Genomic DNA, 20,743 nt, shown 5'->3' on the forward strand with positions numbered 1-20,743 from the left:
GCGCTTTTTGACTAATGAAAAAGATATATAAAACGTTATATAATAAAGAGTTTTAAAAGTTTTTATGGAGCTGTTGGTTAAACTAAACGAAGTCATTTCTTTTGTAGGAGGAAAGTATTGTGTTACACAAAGCAGAGGGGTTTGATCGTCGGAAATTTACGATGGCAGGGATCTTAGTTGCCATGGGCGTTGTCTATGGAGATATTGGAACGAGCCCTTTATATGTAATGAAAGCCATTGTAGGAGATAATGGTGGCTTGGCACGGGTCTCTGAATCGTTTATTTTAGGTTCGGTCTCATTAATTTTTTGGACATTGACTATCTTAACCACGATTAAATATGTTGTTATTGCTTTAAATGCTGATAACCATGGAGAAGGTGGGATTTTCTCTCTTTATACATTGGTTCGTAAAAAAAGTAAGTATTTGATTATTCCCGCAATGATTGGCGGCGCCGCTTTACTGGCTGATGGCGTTTTGACCCCAGCTGTGACAGTGACGACAGCGATTGAAGGCTTACGGGGGATTCCGGCATTTTTTGAACGTTTTGGCAATGACCAAACGATTATAGTGGTTATTACGTTGACGATTATTTTAATTCTTTTTTCTGTTCAACGATTTGGAACAGAATTGGTCGGGAAAGCTTTTGGGCCGATTATGTTCTTGTGGTTCACTTTTTTAGGCATCATTGGTTTAATGAATTTTAGCCAAGATTGGACAGTTATTCGTGCATTAAATCCATATTATGCTTTGCAATTACTAGTCAGTCCAGAAAATAAATTAGGTCTATTTATTTTAGGGAATATTTTCTTGGCTACAACTGGTGCTGAAGCTTTATATTCTGATTTAGGGCATGTAGGAAAAATGAATATCCGCATTAGCTGGCCGTATATTAAGATTTGTTTGATTCTTAATTATTTAGGGCAAGCTGCGTGGTTGTTAACGGTCAAAGAAAACCCTGAAATGCAGGCATTAGCTGAAATTAACCCATTTTTCCAAATGATTCCACGAGGTATTCTCGTATTTGGCGTTGTTTTTGCAACAATCGCCGCAGTGATTGCTTCGCAAGCATTAATATCAGGTTCGTATACTTTAGTTTCTGAAGCGATTAAATTGAAGTTATTACCAAGACTTAAAATTATTTATCCTGGGAGCAATATCGGTCAAATGTATATTCCAGCGGTAAATTTAATTTTGTGGTTAGCTTGTTCAGCAATCGTGCTGGCTTTTAGAACATCGACACACATGGAAGCTGCGTATGGTCTATCGATTACGATTACGATGTTAATGACAACCATTTTATTGTTGTTTTATCTTTTGGATAAAATTCCAGCTTGGTCTGCGTATCTAATTTCCTTGTTCTTTGCTGCCATTGAAGTTGTCTTTTTCTTTTCAAGTGCTGCGAAGTTTTTCCATGGTGGATATGTTGCTGTGGGAATGGCAGTCTTCTTGTTATGCATCATGATTATTTGGGAACGCGGCAACGAGATTAAGGAAGCAACGGCGGAACAAGTGTCGCTGGAAAAATATGTACCACAACTTAAAGCTTTGAAAGAAGATACATCTGTACCTATGTATCAAACCAACGTGGTCTTTTTAACCTCCGATCGAGTGGACGGCGAAATTAATCGTAATATTATTTATTCGATTTTGGACAAACAACCAAAACGAGCGAACGTTTATTGGTTTGTTAATGTTCAGGTAACAGATGAACCCTTTACTCAAGAGTATTCTGTTGACATGCTAGGAACTGATTTTATTGTGCAAGTTCAGCTATATTTAGGCTTCCATATTTCTCAAGAAGTGAATGTATATTTAAGACAAATTGTTCATGACTTGATGAAAACAGGCCGCTTGCCAAAACAGCCACAACGTTATTCATTAACGCCAGGGAGAGAAGTTGGCGATTTCCAATTTGTATTAATTCAAGAAGAATTATCTAACGTTTCTGAACTGAAAAAATGGGATCGACAAATTATGCAGGCAAAATTAGCTATTAAAAACTTAACTACCTCTCCTGAAAGTTGGTTTGGCTTGGAATACAGTGAAGTCAAATATGAATCCGTTCCTTTAATCATTGGCCCACAACGGAAAACGCACTTAGTCGAACGAAAGAATCGTTCATAAATAGAAGAAATTTAACTAAAAGATTGAGCCTAGGTCCTTGAGATACATGGCTCAATCTTTTTTGTAGAATCAGAGTAAATACTGTAATTCCACAAAGAATTCATTTAAAAGTGTTTGGTCTTTAAAGGAATTCATTCGCTTAAAGATGGCCAGTAAGACTTCTTTTTGTGGTTCAGTTAATTGATCTACTTTTAACAAAGGAAGAAAAGCGATAATCAGAGAATAATCCAATTCTGGATTTTGAGAATGTGTAAATAATTCATGTAGTTCCGACAAAATAAACGGATGATAATAAGATTGGTCAGACTGTTCTTCTGCAGTTGTTGGTTCATAAATAGAAATACTCTCTTGGGAATGAGAGGGGGCTTCTACTGTTAAAGGAAAAGCATAAAAGGACTGCTGTAACTTTTGCGCTTGAATCATGATTTTTAAGGAATCGTGATAGGATAGCTGTTCTTCAGATAAACGTCCCATCAACTGAGTAAAAAAAGGTGGTTTTAGCAGTTGTTTATTTTGAAAATTTTCTTTTAATAGCTGGCGCACAAATCGATCGAAATCACCATAAAGTAGCCAATCTACTGTTGTATCGCAGGCTTTAGCGATTTTTTTTAAGTATCGTTTATTGGGTAAATTCAAACCTAATTCCCAGTTACTAATTGTACTTCCACTAGATAAACCAATTTTATTGGCTAAATAACGTAAAGTGTACTTCTTCTTTTTTCGAGCTTCACGCATGCGCGCCCCGACTTGCTTTGTAGTAATTTTCATTGAAACACTCCTTTTGTAATAAATATGAGGATAAGGTGTTCTTAAAATATACATACGCAAAATTCGGCTCTTTTTTTTTTCTAAACTAAAAAAAGTAATTATTTCTAACAATTTTCATCTTGTGCTATGCTTAAGATGAAAATACTTAAGAAGAGAAGGGATCATATGTCAGCAAAACATAATCATGAACAACACCAGGAAAAACAGCCAACAATGTCCCACGATAAAATGAATCACATGAATCATGACATGGCGCATGAACAAATGGCTATGTCACACCAACATGAAGGAATGAAGGGAATGGATCATTCAATGCATATGGGGAATTTTAAACAAAAATTCTGGCTGTCATTGATTTTAGCTATTCCGATTATTGTTCTTTCACCAATGATGGGTTTTCAATTACCTTTTCAATTTACTTTTCCAGGTTCTGATTGGTTGGTCTTAATTTTAGCAACTGTGCTATTTTTTTATGGTGGACAACCATTTTTAAGTGGCGCTAGAATGGAATTACAGCAAAAGAGTCCAGCAATGATGACGTTAATTGCGATGGGGATTTCGGTATCATATTTTTACAGCTTATATGCGTTTTACATGAATCATTTTACGAATCAGGCCCACGTGATGGACTTTTTCTGGGAATTAGCCACTCTGATTGTTATTATGCTTTTAGGCCATTGGATTGAAATGAATGCTATTTCTAATGCTGGTGATGCCTTGAAAAAAATGGCTGAACTGTTGCCTGACACAGTCAAGCGAATGACTGAACATGGGGAAGAAGAAATTCCTTTGCAAGATGTCCAAGAAGGCGATCGCTTGATTGTCCGTTCGGGAGATAAAATTCCGACAGATGGTAAAATTTTGAAAGGAAGCACAACAGTCGACGAATCGATGGTTACAGGGGAATCAAAAACAGTAGAAAAAAACATTGGTGACTCCGTGATTGGTGGAGCTGTCAATGGCAACGGAATGATTGAAATTTCGGTAACTGGCACGGGTGAAAATAGTTACCTGTCAAAAGTTATGGAGATGGTTAAACAAGCGCAATCGGAAAAATCAAAACTAGAATCCATTTCAGACCGTGTAGCCAAGTGGTTATTCTATATTGCCTTATTCGTAGGTGTGTTAGCATTTATCGGTTGGTTACTCGTAACGAAAGATTTGTCTCTAGCATTTGAACGAATGGTTACAGTTTTTATTATTGCCTGTCCCCATGCGTTAGGCTTAGCAATTCCTTTAGTGATTGCTAGAAGTACCTCCATTGCTGCTAAAAATGGCTTACTTTTAAAAAATCGGAATGCATTAGAACAAGCCAATAAGGTTGAATATGTGTTGCTGGATAAAACTGGTACTTTAACAGAAGGACAATTTACAGTTACTGGCTTAGAATTAATGAGTAAGCAGTTTACTAGAGAAGAAGCACTTAAATATATTGGGGCATTGGAAAAAAATGCAAATCATCCGTTGGCAATTGGGATCATGAACTATTTAAATAAACAAGCCGTTCAACCTTATGAAGCCCATAATCTGCAAGCTTTATCAGGCGTAGGACTGGTTGCTACTGTTCAAAACCAAGAAGTCAAAATAGTCAATGAAAAAGAAGTTGCACGGTTACAGTTAACCTTCGATGAAACAATTAAAACAAACTATCAAGAGCAAGGAAATACCTTGAGTTATTTAATCATCGCTGGTCAATTAGTCGCACTGCTTGCTTTAGGAGATAAAGTCAAACCAGAAGCTAAAACATTTATTGCAGAGTTACAAGCGCAAGGCATTACGCCAGTCATGTTAACGGGGGATAATCAAACAGCTGCCAGTGCAGTTGCTAATTATTTAGGAATGAAGGAATACTACGCAGAGCTCTTACCAGAAGATAAAGAAAAAATTGTGCAACAATATCTTACTGAGGGACATCAGGTCATGATGGTAGGAGACGGTATTAATGATGCGCCAAGTTTAGCCCGTGCTTCAATCGGCATTGCGATAGGCGCTGGTACAGATGTAGCGATTGATTCGGCAGATGTTGTACTGACGGATAGTGATCCTAAAGATATTTTAAGGTTCTTAGATTTAGCCAAACAAACACGACGTAAAATGATCCAAAATCTTTGGTGGGGAGCTGGGTACAATATTGTCGCTATTCCTTTAGCGGCTGGGGTTCTTGCACCAATTGGGATTGTTTTAAATCCAGCTGTAGGTGCTGTCTTGATGTCATTAAGTACAATTATTGTAGCAGCAAATGCTATGACACTGCATATTTCAAAAAAATAATTCGATATAATTGTAGAGAATGGAAAGTAATCAATACTTTTTGTTCTCTATTTTTTTCTTCTTAAAAAAATTTTTGCCTTATTTGACGTATTCTTATAACAAGGGAGTGAAAGGGGACGATATATGGATTTCAAGGAATTATTGTCTTTTGAACATAAAAATATGTTGGAATTGTTGGATTTACTGCAACAAGAGCAGACATTTTCTGTTTTGATGGCTGCAGAAAAACTAAAGGTGAGCGACAAAACCATCCATTGTTACATTCAACGTTTTGAAAAAAAGCAGGAAACGTTTAAGATAGAAGGGCTTTGTAAGATTTATACAACGACCAAAGGAATTGTAAAATATCGTGAATTATGCGTTTGTGGCTTGGCTCGATTTAGACAAAAATTTTGTTATTTTATTCCCGAATTTTATATTTTACGTTGTCTAATTGAAGAGCGAATCAATTATGCGCAATTGACCCAGGTATTGGGATTACAGGAATCAACTCTTCGGAAGAAACTTTCTAATATTCGACGTTGGCTAGTTAATTTTGATATTATTGTACGTCAAAAACATTACGATTTAACTGGCAATGAATGGCAAATTCGACAGTTAATCCTTTGTTTTTATTTGTTTTTTCAAGAAAGCTGTCTAGAAGAAAACAGAGAAATGACTCGGAAAATCATTACCTTTTTTGAGTTGGATTTAAATGTAGCACAACAGAACCATCTTAGTTGGCTAATTTATATTTGGGAGAAACGATATAGAGGCGGGCATGAAATTTCAGTGCCAAATGCTAATTTATTTCAACAAACAAGTGCTTTTTTTTATTTATTTCGTGTGGAAGTGTTGAGCACTTCTTTTATGTCTCTTAAAGAACAAAAAGCGTTATTTGTGATTCTTGAAGCACATTTTGGTGGTTGTTTTGGCAAGAGAGCGCGAAAGTATTTTATTCATGAGCAAATGAAAATAGAAAGTTTATGCTTAAAAACAGCTATTTTTATTATGAAAGAAATTAGGAGAAATTTTACACAACATCATTTTAATTATCAAGAAATTCATTTATGTCGATTTTTAAGTACGCATATGAATAGTTTATTAGACGGACAAGCATGGTTGCCAGCTCATAAACAGGAACAAACACTCGCTGCTCGTTATCAACAAACCTGGCACAGATTACAAAAACTTATTAGGCTTTTAAAACGCCTATATCCAGTCTTTACTTCAGTAAAAGAACGGGAATTGACGAGTTGCTATTTTTATCACATCCTAGATTTATTTAACCCGATTTTATATGAAAAAAAATATATTATTTGCCTATTGACGGACTTTCCTCCAGAAAAGGAACAAGCGTTGGGGCAATCTATAAAAAGCTATTTCAGTGAAAAAAAGAATATTACAATTATTCATGGAAAACCAACGTATCAACTTCACCAAGTACACCTCTTAATTGTCAATCATTTGTTTCAGATGAACGTAGCGCTTTCTTCTAAGACAGTGGTTTATTTGCCAGAGGAATTATCTCCTGCTTTTTTTGAAAAAGTCGAAGCGAATCTACCGTAAGAAGTCCAATTTTGTCTAAATAGTGTTAAAATGAAGAAGTAAGAGGAATGGATGAGGAGGATATTAAAATGAAACAACTGCAATTTGGTACAAGTGACGAAACAGTTTCTTCGGTTATCTTAGGATGTATGCGCTTAAATGGTGCTGAAAATCCTCAACAGGTAATTGAAACTGCTTATGATCATGGCATTACATTTTTTGATCACGCCGACATTTATGGTGGCGGCGACTGCGAAACCATTTTTGGTAAGGCTTTAAAAGAAAGTACCATTCGTCGTGAAGATATTTTTATACAAACGAAATGTGGGATTCGTCAAGGCTTTTTTGACTTTTCAAAAGCACATATTTTAGAAGCGGTCGAAGGGAGTTTACAGCGTTTAGGTGTAGATTCAGTCGATGCATTATTGTTGCATCGTCCAGATACTTTAGTGGAACCAGAAGAAGTAGCTGAAGCTTTTCATTTATTAGAAAAACAAGGAAAAGTTCGCTATTTTGGTGTAAGTAACCAAACGCCAGGACAAATTGAACTTTTAAAAACAGCTGTTAAACAACCGTTATTAGCCAATCAATTACAATTTGGCATCAAGCATACTGGCATGGTGGATCAAGGCTTACAAACAAATATGGAAATATCAGGAAGCATTGATTATGATCATGGTATTTTAGATTATTCACGGTTGAAACAAATGACTATTCAAGCATGGTCACCGTACCAATATGGTTATTTTGAAGGTGTCTTTATTGGAAATGAAAAATTCCCTGAGTTAAATCAAAAATTAAGCGAATTGGCTGAAAAATATCAAACAACGCCAACTGGTTTAGCCAGCAGCTGGATTCTGCGCCACCCTGCTAATATGCAAGTCATCGCAGGAAGTATGAATCTTGGTAGAATTGAAGAAATTGCTAAAGCAGCAGACATTGTGATTAGTCGCGAAGATTGGTACGATATTTATCGTGCAGCGGGAAATGTTTTGCCGTAAAAAGATTCTCATACTTGTGAAGATCCAGCGTGTATTGCTGATTGATTTTGGTATTTGATATAGTTGTCACTAAGGAACTATGTCAAATACCTTTTTCTTTCATTCTGCAATCGCCGTCTACTGCAAATTCTGTAGTTTTTTGTTAAAATAGAAAGGAAACTAGTTTGCTAAAGATGAGGGGAAAAAAATGACCAAAAAAAAATTATTACTCGTTGATGGAAACAGTGTAGCCTTTCGTGCATTTTTTGCGCTACATAACTCATTAGAACGATTCAAAAATAAGAACGGCTTGCATACAAATGCTATTTATGCGTTTAACAATATGTTTGAAAATGTAATGCAAAAAGAAATGCCTACTCATGTTTTAGTCGCTTTTGATGCAGGGAAAACCACATTCAGAACAGAATTTTATTCAGAATATAAAGCCGGACGTTCAAAAACACCGGGGGAATTTAAAGAACAAATGCCGTATATTCGTGAACTTTTAGAAGGTTTAGGCGTAAAATATTATGAACTACCTAACTATGAAGCAGATGATATTATTGGTACATTAGCCAACAAAGTTGATAAAGATGAATTTGATGTTGTCGTGTTATCAGGGGACCGAGATTTGACACAATTAGCGACGGACACTGTCAAAGTAGATATCACTGTTAAAGGAGTTAGCGATATTGAATCATATACGCCTGAGCATATTGCTGAAAAATATGATGGATTAACGCCTAAGCAAATTATTGATATGAAAGGGTTGGCTGGCGACACGTCGGATAACATTCCAGGTGTAACGAAAATCGGTGAGAAAACCGCGATTAAGCTGTTAAAACAATATGGCTCAGTTGAAGGGGTTTATGAGAATATCGATGAAATGAAAAAAAGCAAAATGAAAGAAAACTTGATTAATGATAAAGAGCAAGCATTTCTTTCTAAACGTTTAGCGACAATTGAAGTCAATGCACCAGTCGAAGTCAATGTAGAAGACTTGGCATATGAAGGGAAAAACTTAGAAAAATTGGTTCCTTTTTATAAAGAAATGGACTTTAAACAATTTTTAGCTAAGTTGGACATTACAGAAGAACCTGTTGAAATGGAAGATATTTTATTTGAAGTAGTCGAAGATCAGTTAACCAATGAAATGTTTACAGACGATATGGCTCTTTATGTTGAGATGATGGAAGATAACTATCACACGTCACCGATTGTCGGCCTTGCTTGGGGCAACGACAAGAAGATTTATACCACGAATAATTTAGCTGTTTTTGAAAGTCAGCCATTTATCGATTGGTTGATGGATGAGACACGTAAAAAAAATGTCTATGATGCAAAACGGACGTACGTTGCACTAAATCGCTATGTAGGAAAAATGACAGGGATTGCCTTTGATGTTTTATTGGCTGCTTATTTACTTGATACCAATGACAATAACGCTGATATTGAAGGTGTAGCACAACATTACGGATATGATGCGATTCAATCTGATGAAGCTATTTATGGAAAAGGGGCCAAAAAAGGCTTGCCAGAGGACGAAGAAGTTTTCTTTGGTCATTTAGCACGTAAGATTAAAGCAATTCAATTTTTAACAAGCAAATTAGATAGCGAATTAACAGAAAAAAATCAAGCTGATTTATTCTATAAAATGGAATTACCACTTTCTCGTATTTTAGGCGATATGGAAATAACTGGTATCCGTGTTGATGCCACGCGCTTAAGAGAAATGCAAGTAGAATTTTCAGAACGCTTGAAAGAAATCGAAGAAAAAATCTATGCAGAAGCTGGCGAAGAATTTAATTTGAATTCACCTAAACAATTAGGCGTTATTTTATTTGAAAAAATGGGCTTACCTGTGATCAAAAAGACGAAAACTGGCTATTCAACAGCGGTAGATGTTTTAGAACAACTAAAAGAACAAGCACCAATTGTGGCAGATATTTTAACTTATCGTCAAATTGCCAAAATTCAATCGACCTATGTTGAAGGACTTTTAAAAGTAATTCAGCCAGATAATAAAATTCATACTCGGTATGTACAAACACTGACACAAACAGGACGGTTAAGCTCAGTAGATCCCAATTTACAAAACATTCCTATCCGTTTAGAAGAAGGCCGAAAAATTAGAGAAGCCTTCGTACCAAGAGAGGATAATTGGTTGATTTTCTCTTCTGATTACTCTCAAATCGAGTTACGTGTGCTCGCGCATATTTCTAATGATGAGCATTTAAAAGAAGCGTTTGTGGAAGGGCAAGATATCCATGCCAGCACTGCAATGCGAGTTTTCGGTGTTGAAAAAGCAGAAGATGTCACACCTAACATGCGTCGTCAAGCTAAAGCGGTGAATTTTGGAATTGTCTATGGTATCAGTGATTATGGCTTGTCCCAAAACTTAGGCATTACTAGGAAGCAAGCACAACAATATATTGACACCTATTTTGAAAAATATCCAGGCGTGAAGCAGTATATGGAAGAGATAGTCCGCGATGCCAAAGACAAAGGCTATGTGGAAACATTGTATCATCGTCGTCGTTATTTAAGTGATATTAATTCAAGAAACTTTAATCTACGTTCGTTCGCTGAACGTACAGCGATTAATACACCGATTCAGGGAAGTGCCGCAGATATTTTAAAAATTGCGATGATTGAAATGGCGCGTCGTTTAAAAGAAGAAAAATTACAAGCGACAATGTTATTACAAGTGCACGATGAATTAGTTTTTGAAGTACCAGAATCAGAATTAGAACAATTAAATCAACTCGTCAAAGAAGTGATGGAGCACGCAGTTTCCTTACATGTGCCACTTATCACCGATAGCAGTTGGGGAAAAACATGGTATGAAGCAAAATAATAGCTTACCCATTAAGAACGATGAATAAAATAAGGATAAGTAGGATCTGGACGTTGATATCTAAGCGTTCAGACCTCTTTATATAAAGGAGCAAAAATAATGCCAGAATTACCAGAAGTAGAAACAGTGCGAAAAGGACTTGAAAAACTTGTTGTAGGAAAAACCATTCAAGAAGTCATTGTTTTTTGGCCAAGAATTATTGAATCACCAGAAGTTGATGTATTTCAAGGTCAATTAGCTGGTCAAACGATTGAAGGGATTGAGCGAAGAGGAAAATTTCTGATTTTTAAATTGTCTGATAATGATATGATTTCTCACTTACGGATGGAAGGAAAATATGAGTTTCATCAGGCTGATGATGAAATTGCCAAACATACCCATGTAATGTTTACTTTTACAGATGGCACGCAATTACGTTATTTAGATGTACGGAAATTTGGCCGTATGACATTGGTTCCTAAGAATGAAGGTCATCAATATAAAGGGATTTTAGCTTTGGGCCCAGAGCCAACACCAGACGTTTTCCAATTAGCTTCTTTTCAACAAGGCTTGAAAAAGCATCATAAAGCAATTAAGCCATTGCTGTTAGATCAAAAGCTAGTGACGGGCTTGGGGAATATTTATGTAGATGAAGCACTTTGGCACGCGCAAATCCATCCAGAACAACCAGCAGATTCCTTAAAACCTGCGGAAGTTGCTACGTTGTATCAAGCAATTATTGACGTCTTGGCACGCGCTGTTGAAGCAGGTGGAACCACCATCCGCACCTATCTAAACGCGTTAGGAGAAGCAGGGACTTTTCAAGTAGCGTTGAATGTCTACGGGCAAACAGGCTTACCTTGCAATCGTTGTGGTACGCCAATTGTTAAAACAAAAGTGGCACAACGTGGTACGCATTATTGTCCACAATGCCAACAATTGAAAGGTCGTCGATTGAAATGACAAAAGTTTTAGGCATTACAGGAGGGATTGCGACAGGTAAAAGTACGGTTGTTGCTCTTTTTAAAAAAGCAGGTTATCCAATTGTTGACGGCGACATTATCGCCCGCGAAATTGTTGCAAAAGGGCAACCAGCCTTAGCCGCAATCGTTGAAACTTTCGGACCAGAAATAGTATTAACAACTGGTGAATTGGATCGGAAAAAATTAGGACAATTAATTTTTGCTAGTCCTCAAAAAAGAGAGCTATTAAATGAAACGTTGAAACCTTTTTTAAGAAAAGAAATTTTACGTCAAATTGAAGAAGCTAAAAAGAAAGCCGCCCTTGTTATTGTTGATATTCCTCTGCTTTATGAAGCTCATTATGAGGCGATCATGGATCAAGTTGCTGTGGTATATGTACCAGAAAAGATTCAAAAAGAGCGTCTGATGGCCCGAAACCAATTAACAGAAGAAGAAGCGCAACAACGAATTGCTAGCCAATGGCCGATTGAAATGAAAAAAGAACGAGCAGATATCGTGTTTTATAATCAAGGAACTAGAGAAGAAACGGAACAACAAGTGAAGAAGTGGCTAGAGGAACAAACTGGAAAGAAGTGAATATTTTTTTTATGGCGTAAAATGTTTTGAAAATTTCAGAAAAAACAGTGAAAGTCTTTGTTTTTATTAAAGAATGGCAAAGATTCAACTAAGAACCAGTTCTAAAGACCTAGTAATAGCGCAATTTCATGTTATAATATAGGCAACAAAAATTATACAGAATAGAAGAGGTGAACGTTATGCGTTGTCCAAGATGTCATCATAATAATTCCCGTGTTATTGATAGCCGTCAAGCAGATGATGGACGTGCAATTCGCCGTCGTCGTGAATGTGAAAATTGCAGTTATCGGTTCACTACATTTGAAAGAATTGAAGCGGCGCCATTACTTGTAATCAAGAAAAATGGGGATCGTGAAGAATTTAATCGTGATAAAATTTTGCGTGGGCTCATTCGCTCTGCGGAAAAAAGACCCGTTGCTATGGAACAAATGGTTCAAATTGTCGATAATGTTGAAAATCGAGTGCGTAGTTTAGGGGAAAATGAAGTCTCTACAACGCTTATCGGTGAATATGTGATGGAAGATTTAGTCAATCTAGATGAAATTGCCTACATCCGCTTTGCGAGTGTTTATCGACAATTCAAAGATATGAGCGTGTTTTTGAAAGAGTTACAGGACATTGTCGACAAAGCAAAATCTTCTTCTCCTGACTCAGAAAATTAAAAAGGAGGTCTTTCTTTGAAAGGAAATCGGCAAAGAATCCAACCAAAAAATATTTTTCAAGCGGTTATTGATTCACCGCTTTCTGATCAAGAGAAAGAGGTTTTAACCTTTTTATATCAACCAATTGTCGGCGCCAATGCGTTTAGTTTATATTGGCTTTTGTTATCTGAAACAACAGACTCAGAGGAGGATGGCTCGCTGTTTCATGCAGATTTAATTAGTTTGCTGGACTTGAGTTGCCAACAATTAGAAGAAGCTTGCTACAAATTAGAAGGCATTGGGTTGCTAGAAACGTATAAAAAAACAGATCGGGAATTAGGAGATTGTTATTTATATTATTTAAAAGCACCTGAAACAGCCACTCGTTTTTTTAAAGATGAAGTGTTAGCTTTAGTGTTATTTAATCGGGTTGGACAACGGAAATTTGATCAATTAGTGCAAAAGTTCCAACCGCATCCTACTAAAACAGAGGGCTATCAAAATGTTTCCGCTAGCTTTCAAGAGGTTTATGCCTTTAAAGAAGAACAAATTGTTTCCGAAGCGAACCGATTGACAACGATTCAAGAAACTTTTTCTCAAAAAGAAAAATCGAAGAAAATTTCTGTATCAACGGATTCTTTTGATTGGCACTATTTTGTGGAAGGTTTGCACCGTTTAGGTTTACAACTGCCTGAAGATGAGGCTAGTTTTCAAGAAGAAGTCTATGTTTTTCATCAATTATATGGCATCAATGAGTTAGATATGGTAGACTTTGCTTCGAAATCATTTGACTATTATACAAGTCGAATTTTGCCTAAGGAATTAGTGCGAACGATTCATCAAGCGTTTGATCCTGATAAAAAACCACAATCAACAAACGTAGTGACAAACAAGCAAGCACAATTGACGGTGGAAGAGCAACAAACGTATCGATATAACGCATTAAAAATGAATGGTTTTTCTGAACTGGATATTCAAATGATTATGGATAGTGAAAAGAATCCGCCTATTCAATATTTAGAAGCTTTAAAAAATAGTCGAGGCGGCTATACGACACCACAAGAACGTTCATTAGTGAAATATTTGGTTGCCAAATCAGGCTTACCGACTAGTGTGATTAATATTTTGATTAACTATGTTTACAATATTCAACAACAACCGACTTTAAAAGCGGAGTATGTGAATCGAATTGCGAATGAATGGGGACAAAGTGGCATTCATTCACCAGAAAAAGCAATTGAACATGTCAGAGAATTGGCAAAACAAAGCCAAACCAAACAAAAACAGCGACAACAAAATTATTCAGGGAAACGCCAAACTGTTCGACAAGAGCGATTGCCAGAATGGGCAGATCAGCCAAACGATGAAACAAAACTTTCCCCAGAAGAACAAGCCGAGTTAGATCGACAAATTCAAGAATTTTTAAACCAAGGAGGTGACCAATGATGGAAGACGTAGGAAAAGAAATGTCAAAAATTATCCAGAAGCGTGACATCAATGAACGATATGAAGAGCTGGTTAACGAAGTATTGAAAGATCAAGATGTTCAAGCCTTTATACAAGCAAACCGAGAGCGTTTAAGCGATGAAGATATTCGTAAAAGTTATGCTAAGCTGTATGAATTTGTTCAAGAAAAAAAGAAATTTCAATTAAACGATCCGGCAATGATTGCTCCAGGATATGAGCCAAGATTAATGTTGAATTTTCATTACATTGATGTAACGTATGTCCCAACGGCTGATTTAATCGCCCGTCAGAAGGAAGAAGAAATTCGTAATCGAGTAAGGGCAATGGACATGCCAAAAGATGTCCGAGAAGCAAATTTACGAGATTTCGATCCATCTTCTCAAGGTAGAGCCAAAGCGTTAGCAGAAGCAATGCAATTTTTAAGAGAATATCCTGCGACACCAAAAGAATTTCATAAAGGGCTCTATTTACAAGGCCCCTTCGGTGTAGGAAAATCTTTCTTATTAGGTGCGATGGCTAATGCTTTAGCAGAACGTGGATTTACTACGACAATTGTTCATTTTCCAACATTTACAGTAGAAATGAAGCAAGCCATTGGTCGCGACCAAGTTGGTGAAAAGCTCGATGCAGTAAAAAAATCCCCTATATTAATGATTGATGACATTGGTGCGGAATCCATGACTAGTTGGATTCGTGACGACGTTTTAAGCGTAATCTTGCAATACCGAATGCAAGAACAATTAGTTACTTTTTTCTCTTCCAATCTAGATTTAAAAGCTTTAGAAGAGCATTTAACCGTGACGCAACGAGGAGAACAAGAGCCGCTAAAAGCCAGACGAATTATGGAACGTGTGCGTTATCTGTCAAAAGAGATTACGATGACAGGAAATGATCGACGAAACGGTTAAAGCAATCCTTTTATTTTTATGGATTGCTTTTTTTCTTGCGCTTGAAGAGGTAGCGTAAGTTTCGCAAAAACAAGTACTTTTGTGTACACTGACAATAAAGAAGTGAGGAAAAGAGGCGTAACAATGAAGAGAAAACTTTGGATTTTTATTGGGGTATTCGTGGTGCTTCTGGGAGGATATTTTCTTTTGTTTAGAGAAAAATCCTATAAAGTAGAGGTGGAAAAAGTGAATCCAAAAATTCAACGCTTAATGTCGACAGACAAACAACATTTTTTAACAAAACATGAATTTCACACAAAAGAAACCGCTGAACGCAAAGATTTGTTGAAGTTTTTTATTGAAACCCGGCTCAAAACAGACGGCGGTTTTTTAACCAATTATTTACCAGATGCTGAACGCAAAGATGTCGCCACAGGACATGAGTTGCTAAGTGAGTCTTCGGGTCTATATTTGCGTAATTTAGCTTTTGATACGCAGGGACGTTTTGATAATTTTTACAAGCAGACGAAAGACACCTTTTACGACGGTGTCCAATTTAGTTACCGAATTGACGAACAAGGCAATAAATACAATGTCAATGCCTCGATTGATGATTTACGGATCATTCGTTCATTAATTGAAGCAGGGGGGCATTTTAAAACAGATCAGTACGATCAAGAAATTAAAAAATTAGGCAAGAGTTTTATGAAAACCTCTATGAAAGATAATATTCTAATTGATTTTTACGATAGTAAATCAAAACAACAGTCTTCAGAAACTTCTTTGTTTTATATTGACTTAATTACGCTGGGTTATCTATACAAAGAATTTGGGATTTCAGCAGACTACTTGCAGTATCATTACCAATTAATAGATGATGGCTATATTTCTGATGATTTACCTCTTTATCAAACGAAGTTTAATCATCAAACAAATAAATACGAAAACAACGGAACACTTAATATTATTGAATCTTTATTAACGATTGTCCATTTAAGTGAAGTGGGTATGGCGAAGCAGACTAGTATTGATTTTGTGCGAAAACAAGTTCAGCAAGGAACGCTTTTTAACTCGTATGATTTAAATGGATCACCTGTGGATAAAAATCAATCTGCAGCCAGTTATGCGATAGCGGCTTTAATTGGTGTTGCCGAAAATGACAAAGAGTTGTATCGTGCGGCAATTACAGTACTTAATAATTTTCAAATTATGGATTCAAGCAGTCCGATTTATGGAGGATTTGGTGATAAAGTTACGAAACAAGTCTATTCCTATAATAACTTAATGGCTCTTTTGGCCTATGATTTCTAGATGAGGTGAAAGCATGGAAAAGATCAAAAAATACATGAACTCGGCTTTTGAATGGTTGAGTCGTTATATTTCTCCAAGTCTTTTGGCTGTTTTAGGGATTGGGTTAGTGACAAGCATTTTGTTATTTGTTTATCCGATTAATGGCTTGGGAGATAATGGCGAGTATTTTCGTGTGTTAAATTCAAATAGTCTTTATCGTGTCAATGGTGATAGCTACGACAATGTGGCCTATTTTGTTAAGGACTTTTCAATTATGCGTTATTTTAATGAAACAACGACGCACTTTGTTTCCACTCAACAATTTTTCATCACCATTGCCATTTGGCTTAATAAACTTTTTTATAGTCAAACACTTTTCGATATTCGTTTCTTAGGTTTCGTTTATCTTAGTTGTTTTTTAGTGTCAATTTATATTCTGGTACGAGGCTTAACCGAAGGCGTGTCTTTGAAAAAAAGTTATCTTATCTCTTTGTTGGTTATTTTCATCTTGGGAGATACCTCCTATACGATTTATTTTAATTCCTTTTATACAGAAGCGACGAGTTTTTTACTTTCTGTGAGTGTCTTAGCATTTTCAGTCTATTTTTATCGGGTGACGAAACCACGAACTTGGCTCAGAAGAATAGTTTTGGTTATCTTGGCACAAGCAGTAGTACTTTTAATAGGGACAACACGCCAAGAATATTTGCTGATTATTGGCGTAATTATTGCTGGATTAGGATTTTTTGTCTACTTGTCACAACGTTACCAACGATTGTCAATGACGGCCTTTTTAATTGCGTTGATTGGTTTTACAACGTTAGCAGCTTTTATCGTTCCTAACGATATCTATGAACGTGATGTCTACCACAGCATGACGCGCGGTGTAATGAAGGATAGTAAGGTTCCAGATAAACGGATGTCAGAGGGCGGAATCAACCCGCAATATGGGTTGCAAAAGGGACGTTCCTACTTTGAAGAATACAGTCCTGTATCACCAACTTCTGAACAAATGAAAAAAGATTTTTTTGATAAAACGAGTTTTGGATGGGTGTTATTGAATTATTTAAATTATCCATCTGAATTATGGCAAGGACTGAATTCAGCGGTCCCAAATGTTTACTTAGTAAAGCCTAATAATGTGGGGAATTTTGAGAAAACGACGGGGCGTGCACCGCTGGAACAATCTAAATTTTTTATGGTGTATAACCGTATTAAAGCCAGTTTTTTCCCTAAAAACTTTGCTTTCTATCTATTATTAGGCGTGATTCTGTTTGGTTTATATGGCGTTGGTTTATACAGAGGAATCAAGAGAAACGAACCCAGATTAGTTTTTCGCTTCTTTTTAATGACAGGAATTTATCTAAATTTATTAGTTGTTTTCATTTCAACAATTATTATTGATGGGGATAGTGACTTAGTACGTCATTTGTTTTTAGTCTCAGTATTTTTAGATTTTCTCTTGTTACAAATTGTTTCTGATGTTATTGGTAAACGAATGTGGCAAGATACAACACCACAAGTCATTGGGGAGGTAGAGGGAATTGAAAAATAAACAATATCTTATTGGCTGGGTGTGTTTCTTACTCTTTTTCGTTTTTTGTGGCTTTGCCAAACCGGCGCTGGCTGCACCAAGTAAACATGTCTTACTTGTCTATGACAGCTTGAATATTGCTGAGAAAAAAGAAAATGATGTGGATGCTTTACAACGAGTGTTGACGAGTTTTGGGGTAGAAGTTCAGAGTGTGGCGGTGTCAGACTATGTGCCTGGCGAATTGCTAAATGATGGCTATGACAGTTTGATTTCTATGGTGAATTGGCCTGAACAAGCCGGCGTTATTGCCTCTGATTTTCTAGCAGATCGAGTTCATTTTAAAGGTAAACAATTACACATTGGTCGAAACATGCGTGACGATGAAAAACAATATTTTAGCGGTACGTGGAAAGAATTAAGTCATCGTCAATATCGGTTAGAAGATGAAAAAAACCGCTTTTCTCAAGTATTGCCTTTTCAAGATCAATCAGTTGTGCTGGAAAATACGCAAGGTCAGACGGTTGGCCGATTAAAAACACAAGAATTAGCACCAGAAGAATATCCATTTGGTGTAATTGAGAATGGGCATGCTTTTCTCCCAATGTTTGAACGCAAAGGCGCTGTTTTTTTAGAAAGCTTAGACGTAATTAGTCAATGGCTGGAAAGTGAAAAAATGTCACGGCCGTTTTTGACGATTTCTGATTTTAACCCGTTAAGAGATATGTCTGTGGCAACCTATTTGCAAGAAGAATTAGTTAAAACCACGTATCCTTATATTTTATCCAGTACGAGCGTTTCACAAAACAATACGATTTTACCTTATAAACTATTTACGAATGCGTTACGTGCGTTTGCTTCGACGGGGGTTATTTTCTTAGAAACACCGGTCGTTAACAATGTTGATTTAAATGACCAACGTGCTTTGAAACAATTGATGGAGCAGCAGATTAGTTTATTGGTCGACAGACATGTCTATCCAGTAGGCATTTCTGCTCCAGGATACTGGAATCAAGACCTTCAATACCAAGAGGATGGTCTAGCAATTAGTGATACAGTGATTCTAAGAGAAAATCCGCCGATTGAACGCGTTTTTTATCGGAACCAAACGGGAGAATCAATCACTTATAAGAATGCTTTGTTTGATTTACCGTATGATTATTTATCGGGGATTGAATGGACGGATAAAGATAATCCGAATGACTATCGATTTCCAATGCCGACCACCATTAGTTTTTCATTTCCAAATTCTAAAAAAGAAGTGGATCATCTAATTCAAGAAGTCAAGGAAGCACCAATAGTGTTTAGTGTTTCAGAAGCGGATCAACATTTCACTGTTCAAACACAAACGCAGAAAATCGAATTTCGGAATAATCGGTTCTTCTTAAACAATCAAATTGTCAATGGTTTGGCTGATACAGGGGCCTCAACAGTTGAAAAACAACGATTTACAGGGTTATTTTCATTCTTTTTCAGCATCACAAATAATATTTTAGTTGGCGTTGTTACACTGACTTTAATCATCCTGATTATTTTGTTTATGATTGGACGAAAGAATTATCGGTCGAAATATATTAATAAGGAGGAAGACAAATGACCATTGCTGACATTGTAATGTTAACAGCAACTATCATTATTTGGAGTCTACTAATTGTAAATATTCTCTTAGTTATTTTTGGCTATGTTTATTATTTAAAAACAGATCCTGTCGCACCACCACCTGTAGAGGACGAAGACGCGCCGTTTGTTTCAATTATGGTGCCGGCCCATAATGAAGGAATTGTCATTGTGCGAACAGTTGAAGCGTTATTGAATTTTAATTATCCGCAAGATCGCTATGAAATTATTGTGATTAATGACAACTCAAGTGATAATAGTGCTGAGCTTTTAGCGAATGTCCAAAAAAAGGCGGTTAATCGAAATTTGCAGATTATTAATACAGACAATATAACAGGTGGGAAAGGTAAGTCTAATGCCTTAAACATTGGTTTCAAGCAAGCCAAGGGGGACGTGATTGCCATTTATGATGCGGACAATACACCTGAACCGAATGCACTCCGTTATTTAGTTGGAGAGTTAATCGCTAGTGAGGAATACGGCGCGGTTATTGGTAAATTTAGAACGAGAAATCGCAATGCAAGCTTGTTGACACGCTTTATTAATATCGAGACACTGGCCTTTCAATGGATGGCACAAGCCGGTCGTTTTCAATTATTTAAGTTATGCACGATTCCTGGTACAAATTTCATTGTTCGTCGTAGTATTATTGAAGCCATTGGCGGCTGGGATGACAAAGCGTTAGCCGAAGATACAGAAATCAGTTTCCGCATCTATATGATGGGCTATAAAATTAAGTTTCAACCAAAAGCAGTGACGTGGGAGCAAGAGCCGCAAACTTTGTCAGTTTGGTTCCGGCAACGGACGCGATGGGTCAAAGGCAATATTTATGTCATTGTTAAAAATGCTAAATTATTGTTTAATCCTAAAGCGAGTCGGATCCGTTTTGATATTTTATATTTCTTGTCCATTTATTTTCTCTTAATGACATCGCTCGTTTTGTCAGACATCATGTTAGTTTTATCAATGTCTGGTTACTTAACAACGACCCTGCAAGGATTTAGCAATTCCTTGTGGTTGTTAGCGATTTTGTTATTTATTTTCAGTACTTTTGTCAGTATTACAACCGAAAAAGGCGAAATGACTTTAGAGAATATCTTAATTATTGCCTTGATGTATATTACATACAGTCAGATGTGGCTAGTAGTCGCCGCTTATGGCATGGTGATGTATATTAAAGAAAATGTTTTTCATAAACAAACACAAACAAAATGGTACAAAACTGAACGATTTAAATAAGGAG

The 20,743-nt window shown here is 36.5% G+C and carries 15 protein-coding genes; 14 read left to right on the top strand and 1 reads right to left on the bottom strand.

Going from position 1 to position 20,743, the window contains the following annotated elements; translation table 11 throughout:
• Window positions 1-119 precede the first annotated feature (119 nt).
• Window positions 120-2,126 carry a KUP/HAK/KT family potassium transporter gene (locus IGL42_RS03065; protein WP_002381294.1) on the top strand — a complete coding sequence of 669 codons (2,007 nt, stop codon included), beginning with the start codon at window positions 120-122 and terminating at the stop codon, window positions 2,124-2,126.
• Between the two features lie 69 nt (window positions 2,127-2,195).
• Here IGL42_RS03065 and IGL42_RS03070 read toward each other — a convergent pair whose 3' ends face one another.
• A complete protein-coding gene (locus tag IGL42_RS03070; protein ID WP_002381295.1) occupies window positions 2,196-2,894 on the bottom strand; it encodes a helix-turn-helix domain-containing protein in 699 nt (232 codons plus the stop codon).
• A gap of 126 nt (window positions 2,895-3,020) precedes the next feature.
• Between IGL42_RS03070 and IGL42_RS03075 the strand changes: the two genes are divergently transcribed.
• The 13 genes from IGL42_RS03075 to IGL42_RS03135 all read left to right on the top strand — a co-directional run bounded on the left by IGL42_RS03075 (window position 3,021) and on the right by IGL42_RS03135 (window position 20,739).
• Window positions 3,021-5,165 carry a heavy metal translocating P-type ATPase gene (locus IGL42_RS03075; RefSeq protein ID WP_002355752.1) on the top strand — a complete coding sequence of 715 codons (2,145 nt, stop codon included), beginning with the start codon at window positions 3,021-3,023 and terminating at the stop codon, window positions 5,163-5,165.
• A gap of 123 nt (window positions 5,166-5,288) precedes the next feature.
• Window positions 5,289-6,713 (top strand): helix-turn-helix domain-containing protein, encoded by a 1,425-nt coding sequence (locus IGL42_RS03080; protein WP_002378082.1) that lies wholly within the window; start codon window positions 5,289-5,291, stop codon window positions 6,711-6,713.
• Between the two features lie 68 nt (window positions 6,714-6,781).
• Entirely contained in the window at window positions 6,782-7,693 is a 912-nt protein-coding gene (locus IGL42_RS03085; RefSeq protein WP_002355754.1) for an aldo/keto reductase, read from the top strand.
• A 187-nt stretch (window positions 7,694-7,880) separates the two neighbouring features.
• Entirely contained in the window at window positions 7,881-10,529 is a 2,649-nt protein-coding gene (gene polA, locus IGL42_RS03090) for a DNA polymerase I (RefSeq protein ID WP_010710764.1), read from the top strand.
• Between the two features lie 99 nt (window positions 10,530-10,628).
• A complete protein-coding gene (mutM, locus tag IGL42_RS03095; RefSeq protein WP_010710763.1) occupies window positions 10,629-11,471 on the top strand; it encodes a DNA-formamidopyrimidine glycosylase in 843 nt (280 codons plus the stop codon).
• Entirely contained in the window at window positions 11,468-12,067 is a 600-nt protein-coding gene (gene coaE / locus IGL42_RS03100; RefSeq protein ID WP_010710762.1) for a dephospho-CoA kinase, read from the top strand. The genes mutM and coaE overlap by 4 nt, the downstream gene beginning before the upstream one ends.
• A 179-nt stretch (window positions 12,068-12,246) precedes the next feature.
• Window positions 12,247-12,729, top strand: coding sequence for a transcriptional regulator NrdR (gene nrdR / locus IGL42_RS03105; RefSeq protein ID WP_002381296.1), 483 nt, complete (start codon window positions 12,247-12,249; stop codon window positions 12,727-12,729).
• A 15-nt stretch (window positions 12,730-12,744) separates the two neighbouring features.
• Window positions 12,745-14,154, top strand: coding sequence for a replication initiation and membrane attachment family protein (locus IGL42_RS03110; protein ID WP_010710761.1), 1,410 nt, complete (start codon window positions 12,745-12,747; stop codon window positions 14,152-14,154).
• A complete protein-coding gene (dnaI, locus tag IGL42_RS03115; protein WP_002364725.1) occupies window positions 14,154-15,083 on the top strand; it encodes a primosomal protein DnaI in 930 nt (309 codons plus the stop codon). The genes IGL42_RS03110 and dnaI overlap by 1 nt, the downstream gene beginning before the upstream one ends.
• Before the next feature lie 81 nt (window positions 15,084-15,164).
• Entirely contained in the window at window positions 15,165-16,373 is a 1,209-nt protein-coding gene (locus IGL42_RS03120) for a hypothetical protein (protein WP_002385036.1), read from the top strand.
• A gap of 13 nt (window positions 16,374-16,386) precedes the next feature.
• On the top strand, window positions 16,387-17,907 hold the full coding sequence (locus tag IGL42_RS03125; protein WP_002391654.1) for a membrane protein: 1,521 nt from the start codon (window positions 16,387-16,389) through the stop codon (window positions 17,905-17,907).
• Window positions 17,897-19,480 carry a hypothetical protein gene (locus IGL42_RS03130; RefSeq protein WP_002370730.1) on the top strand — a complete coding sequence of 528 codons (1,584 nt, stop codon included), beginning with the start codon at window positions 17,897-17,899 and terminating at the stop codon, window positions 19,478-19,480. The genes IGL42_RS03125 and IGL42_RS03130 overlap by 11 nt, the downstream gene beginning before the upstream one ends.
• Window positions 19,477-20,739, top strand: coding sequence for a glycosyltransferase (locus IGL42_RS03135; protein ID WP_002355764.1), 1,263 nt, complete (start codon window positions 19,477-19,479; stop codon window positions 20,737-20,739). Before IGL42_RS03130 ends, IGL42_RS03135 begins: the two co-directional genes overlap by 4 nt.
• The last annotated feature ends 4 nt before the right edge of the window (window positions 20,740-20,743 follow it).

Origin of the sequence: Enterococcus sp. DIV0712, assembly GCF_050554855.1 — a bacterium.
GTDB lineage: Bacteria > Bacillota > Bacilli > Lactobacillales > Enterococcaceae > Enterococcus > Enterococcus faecalis.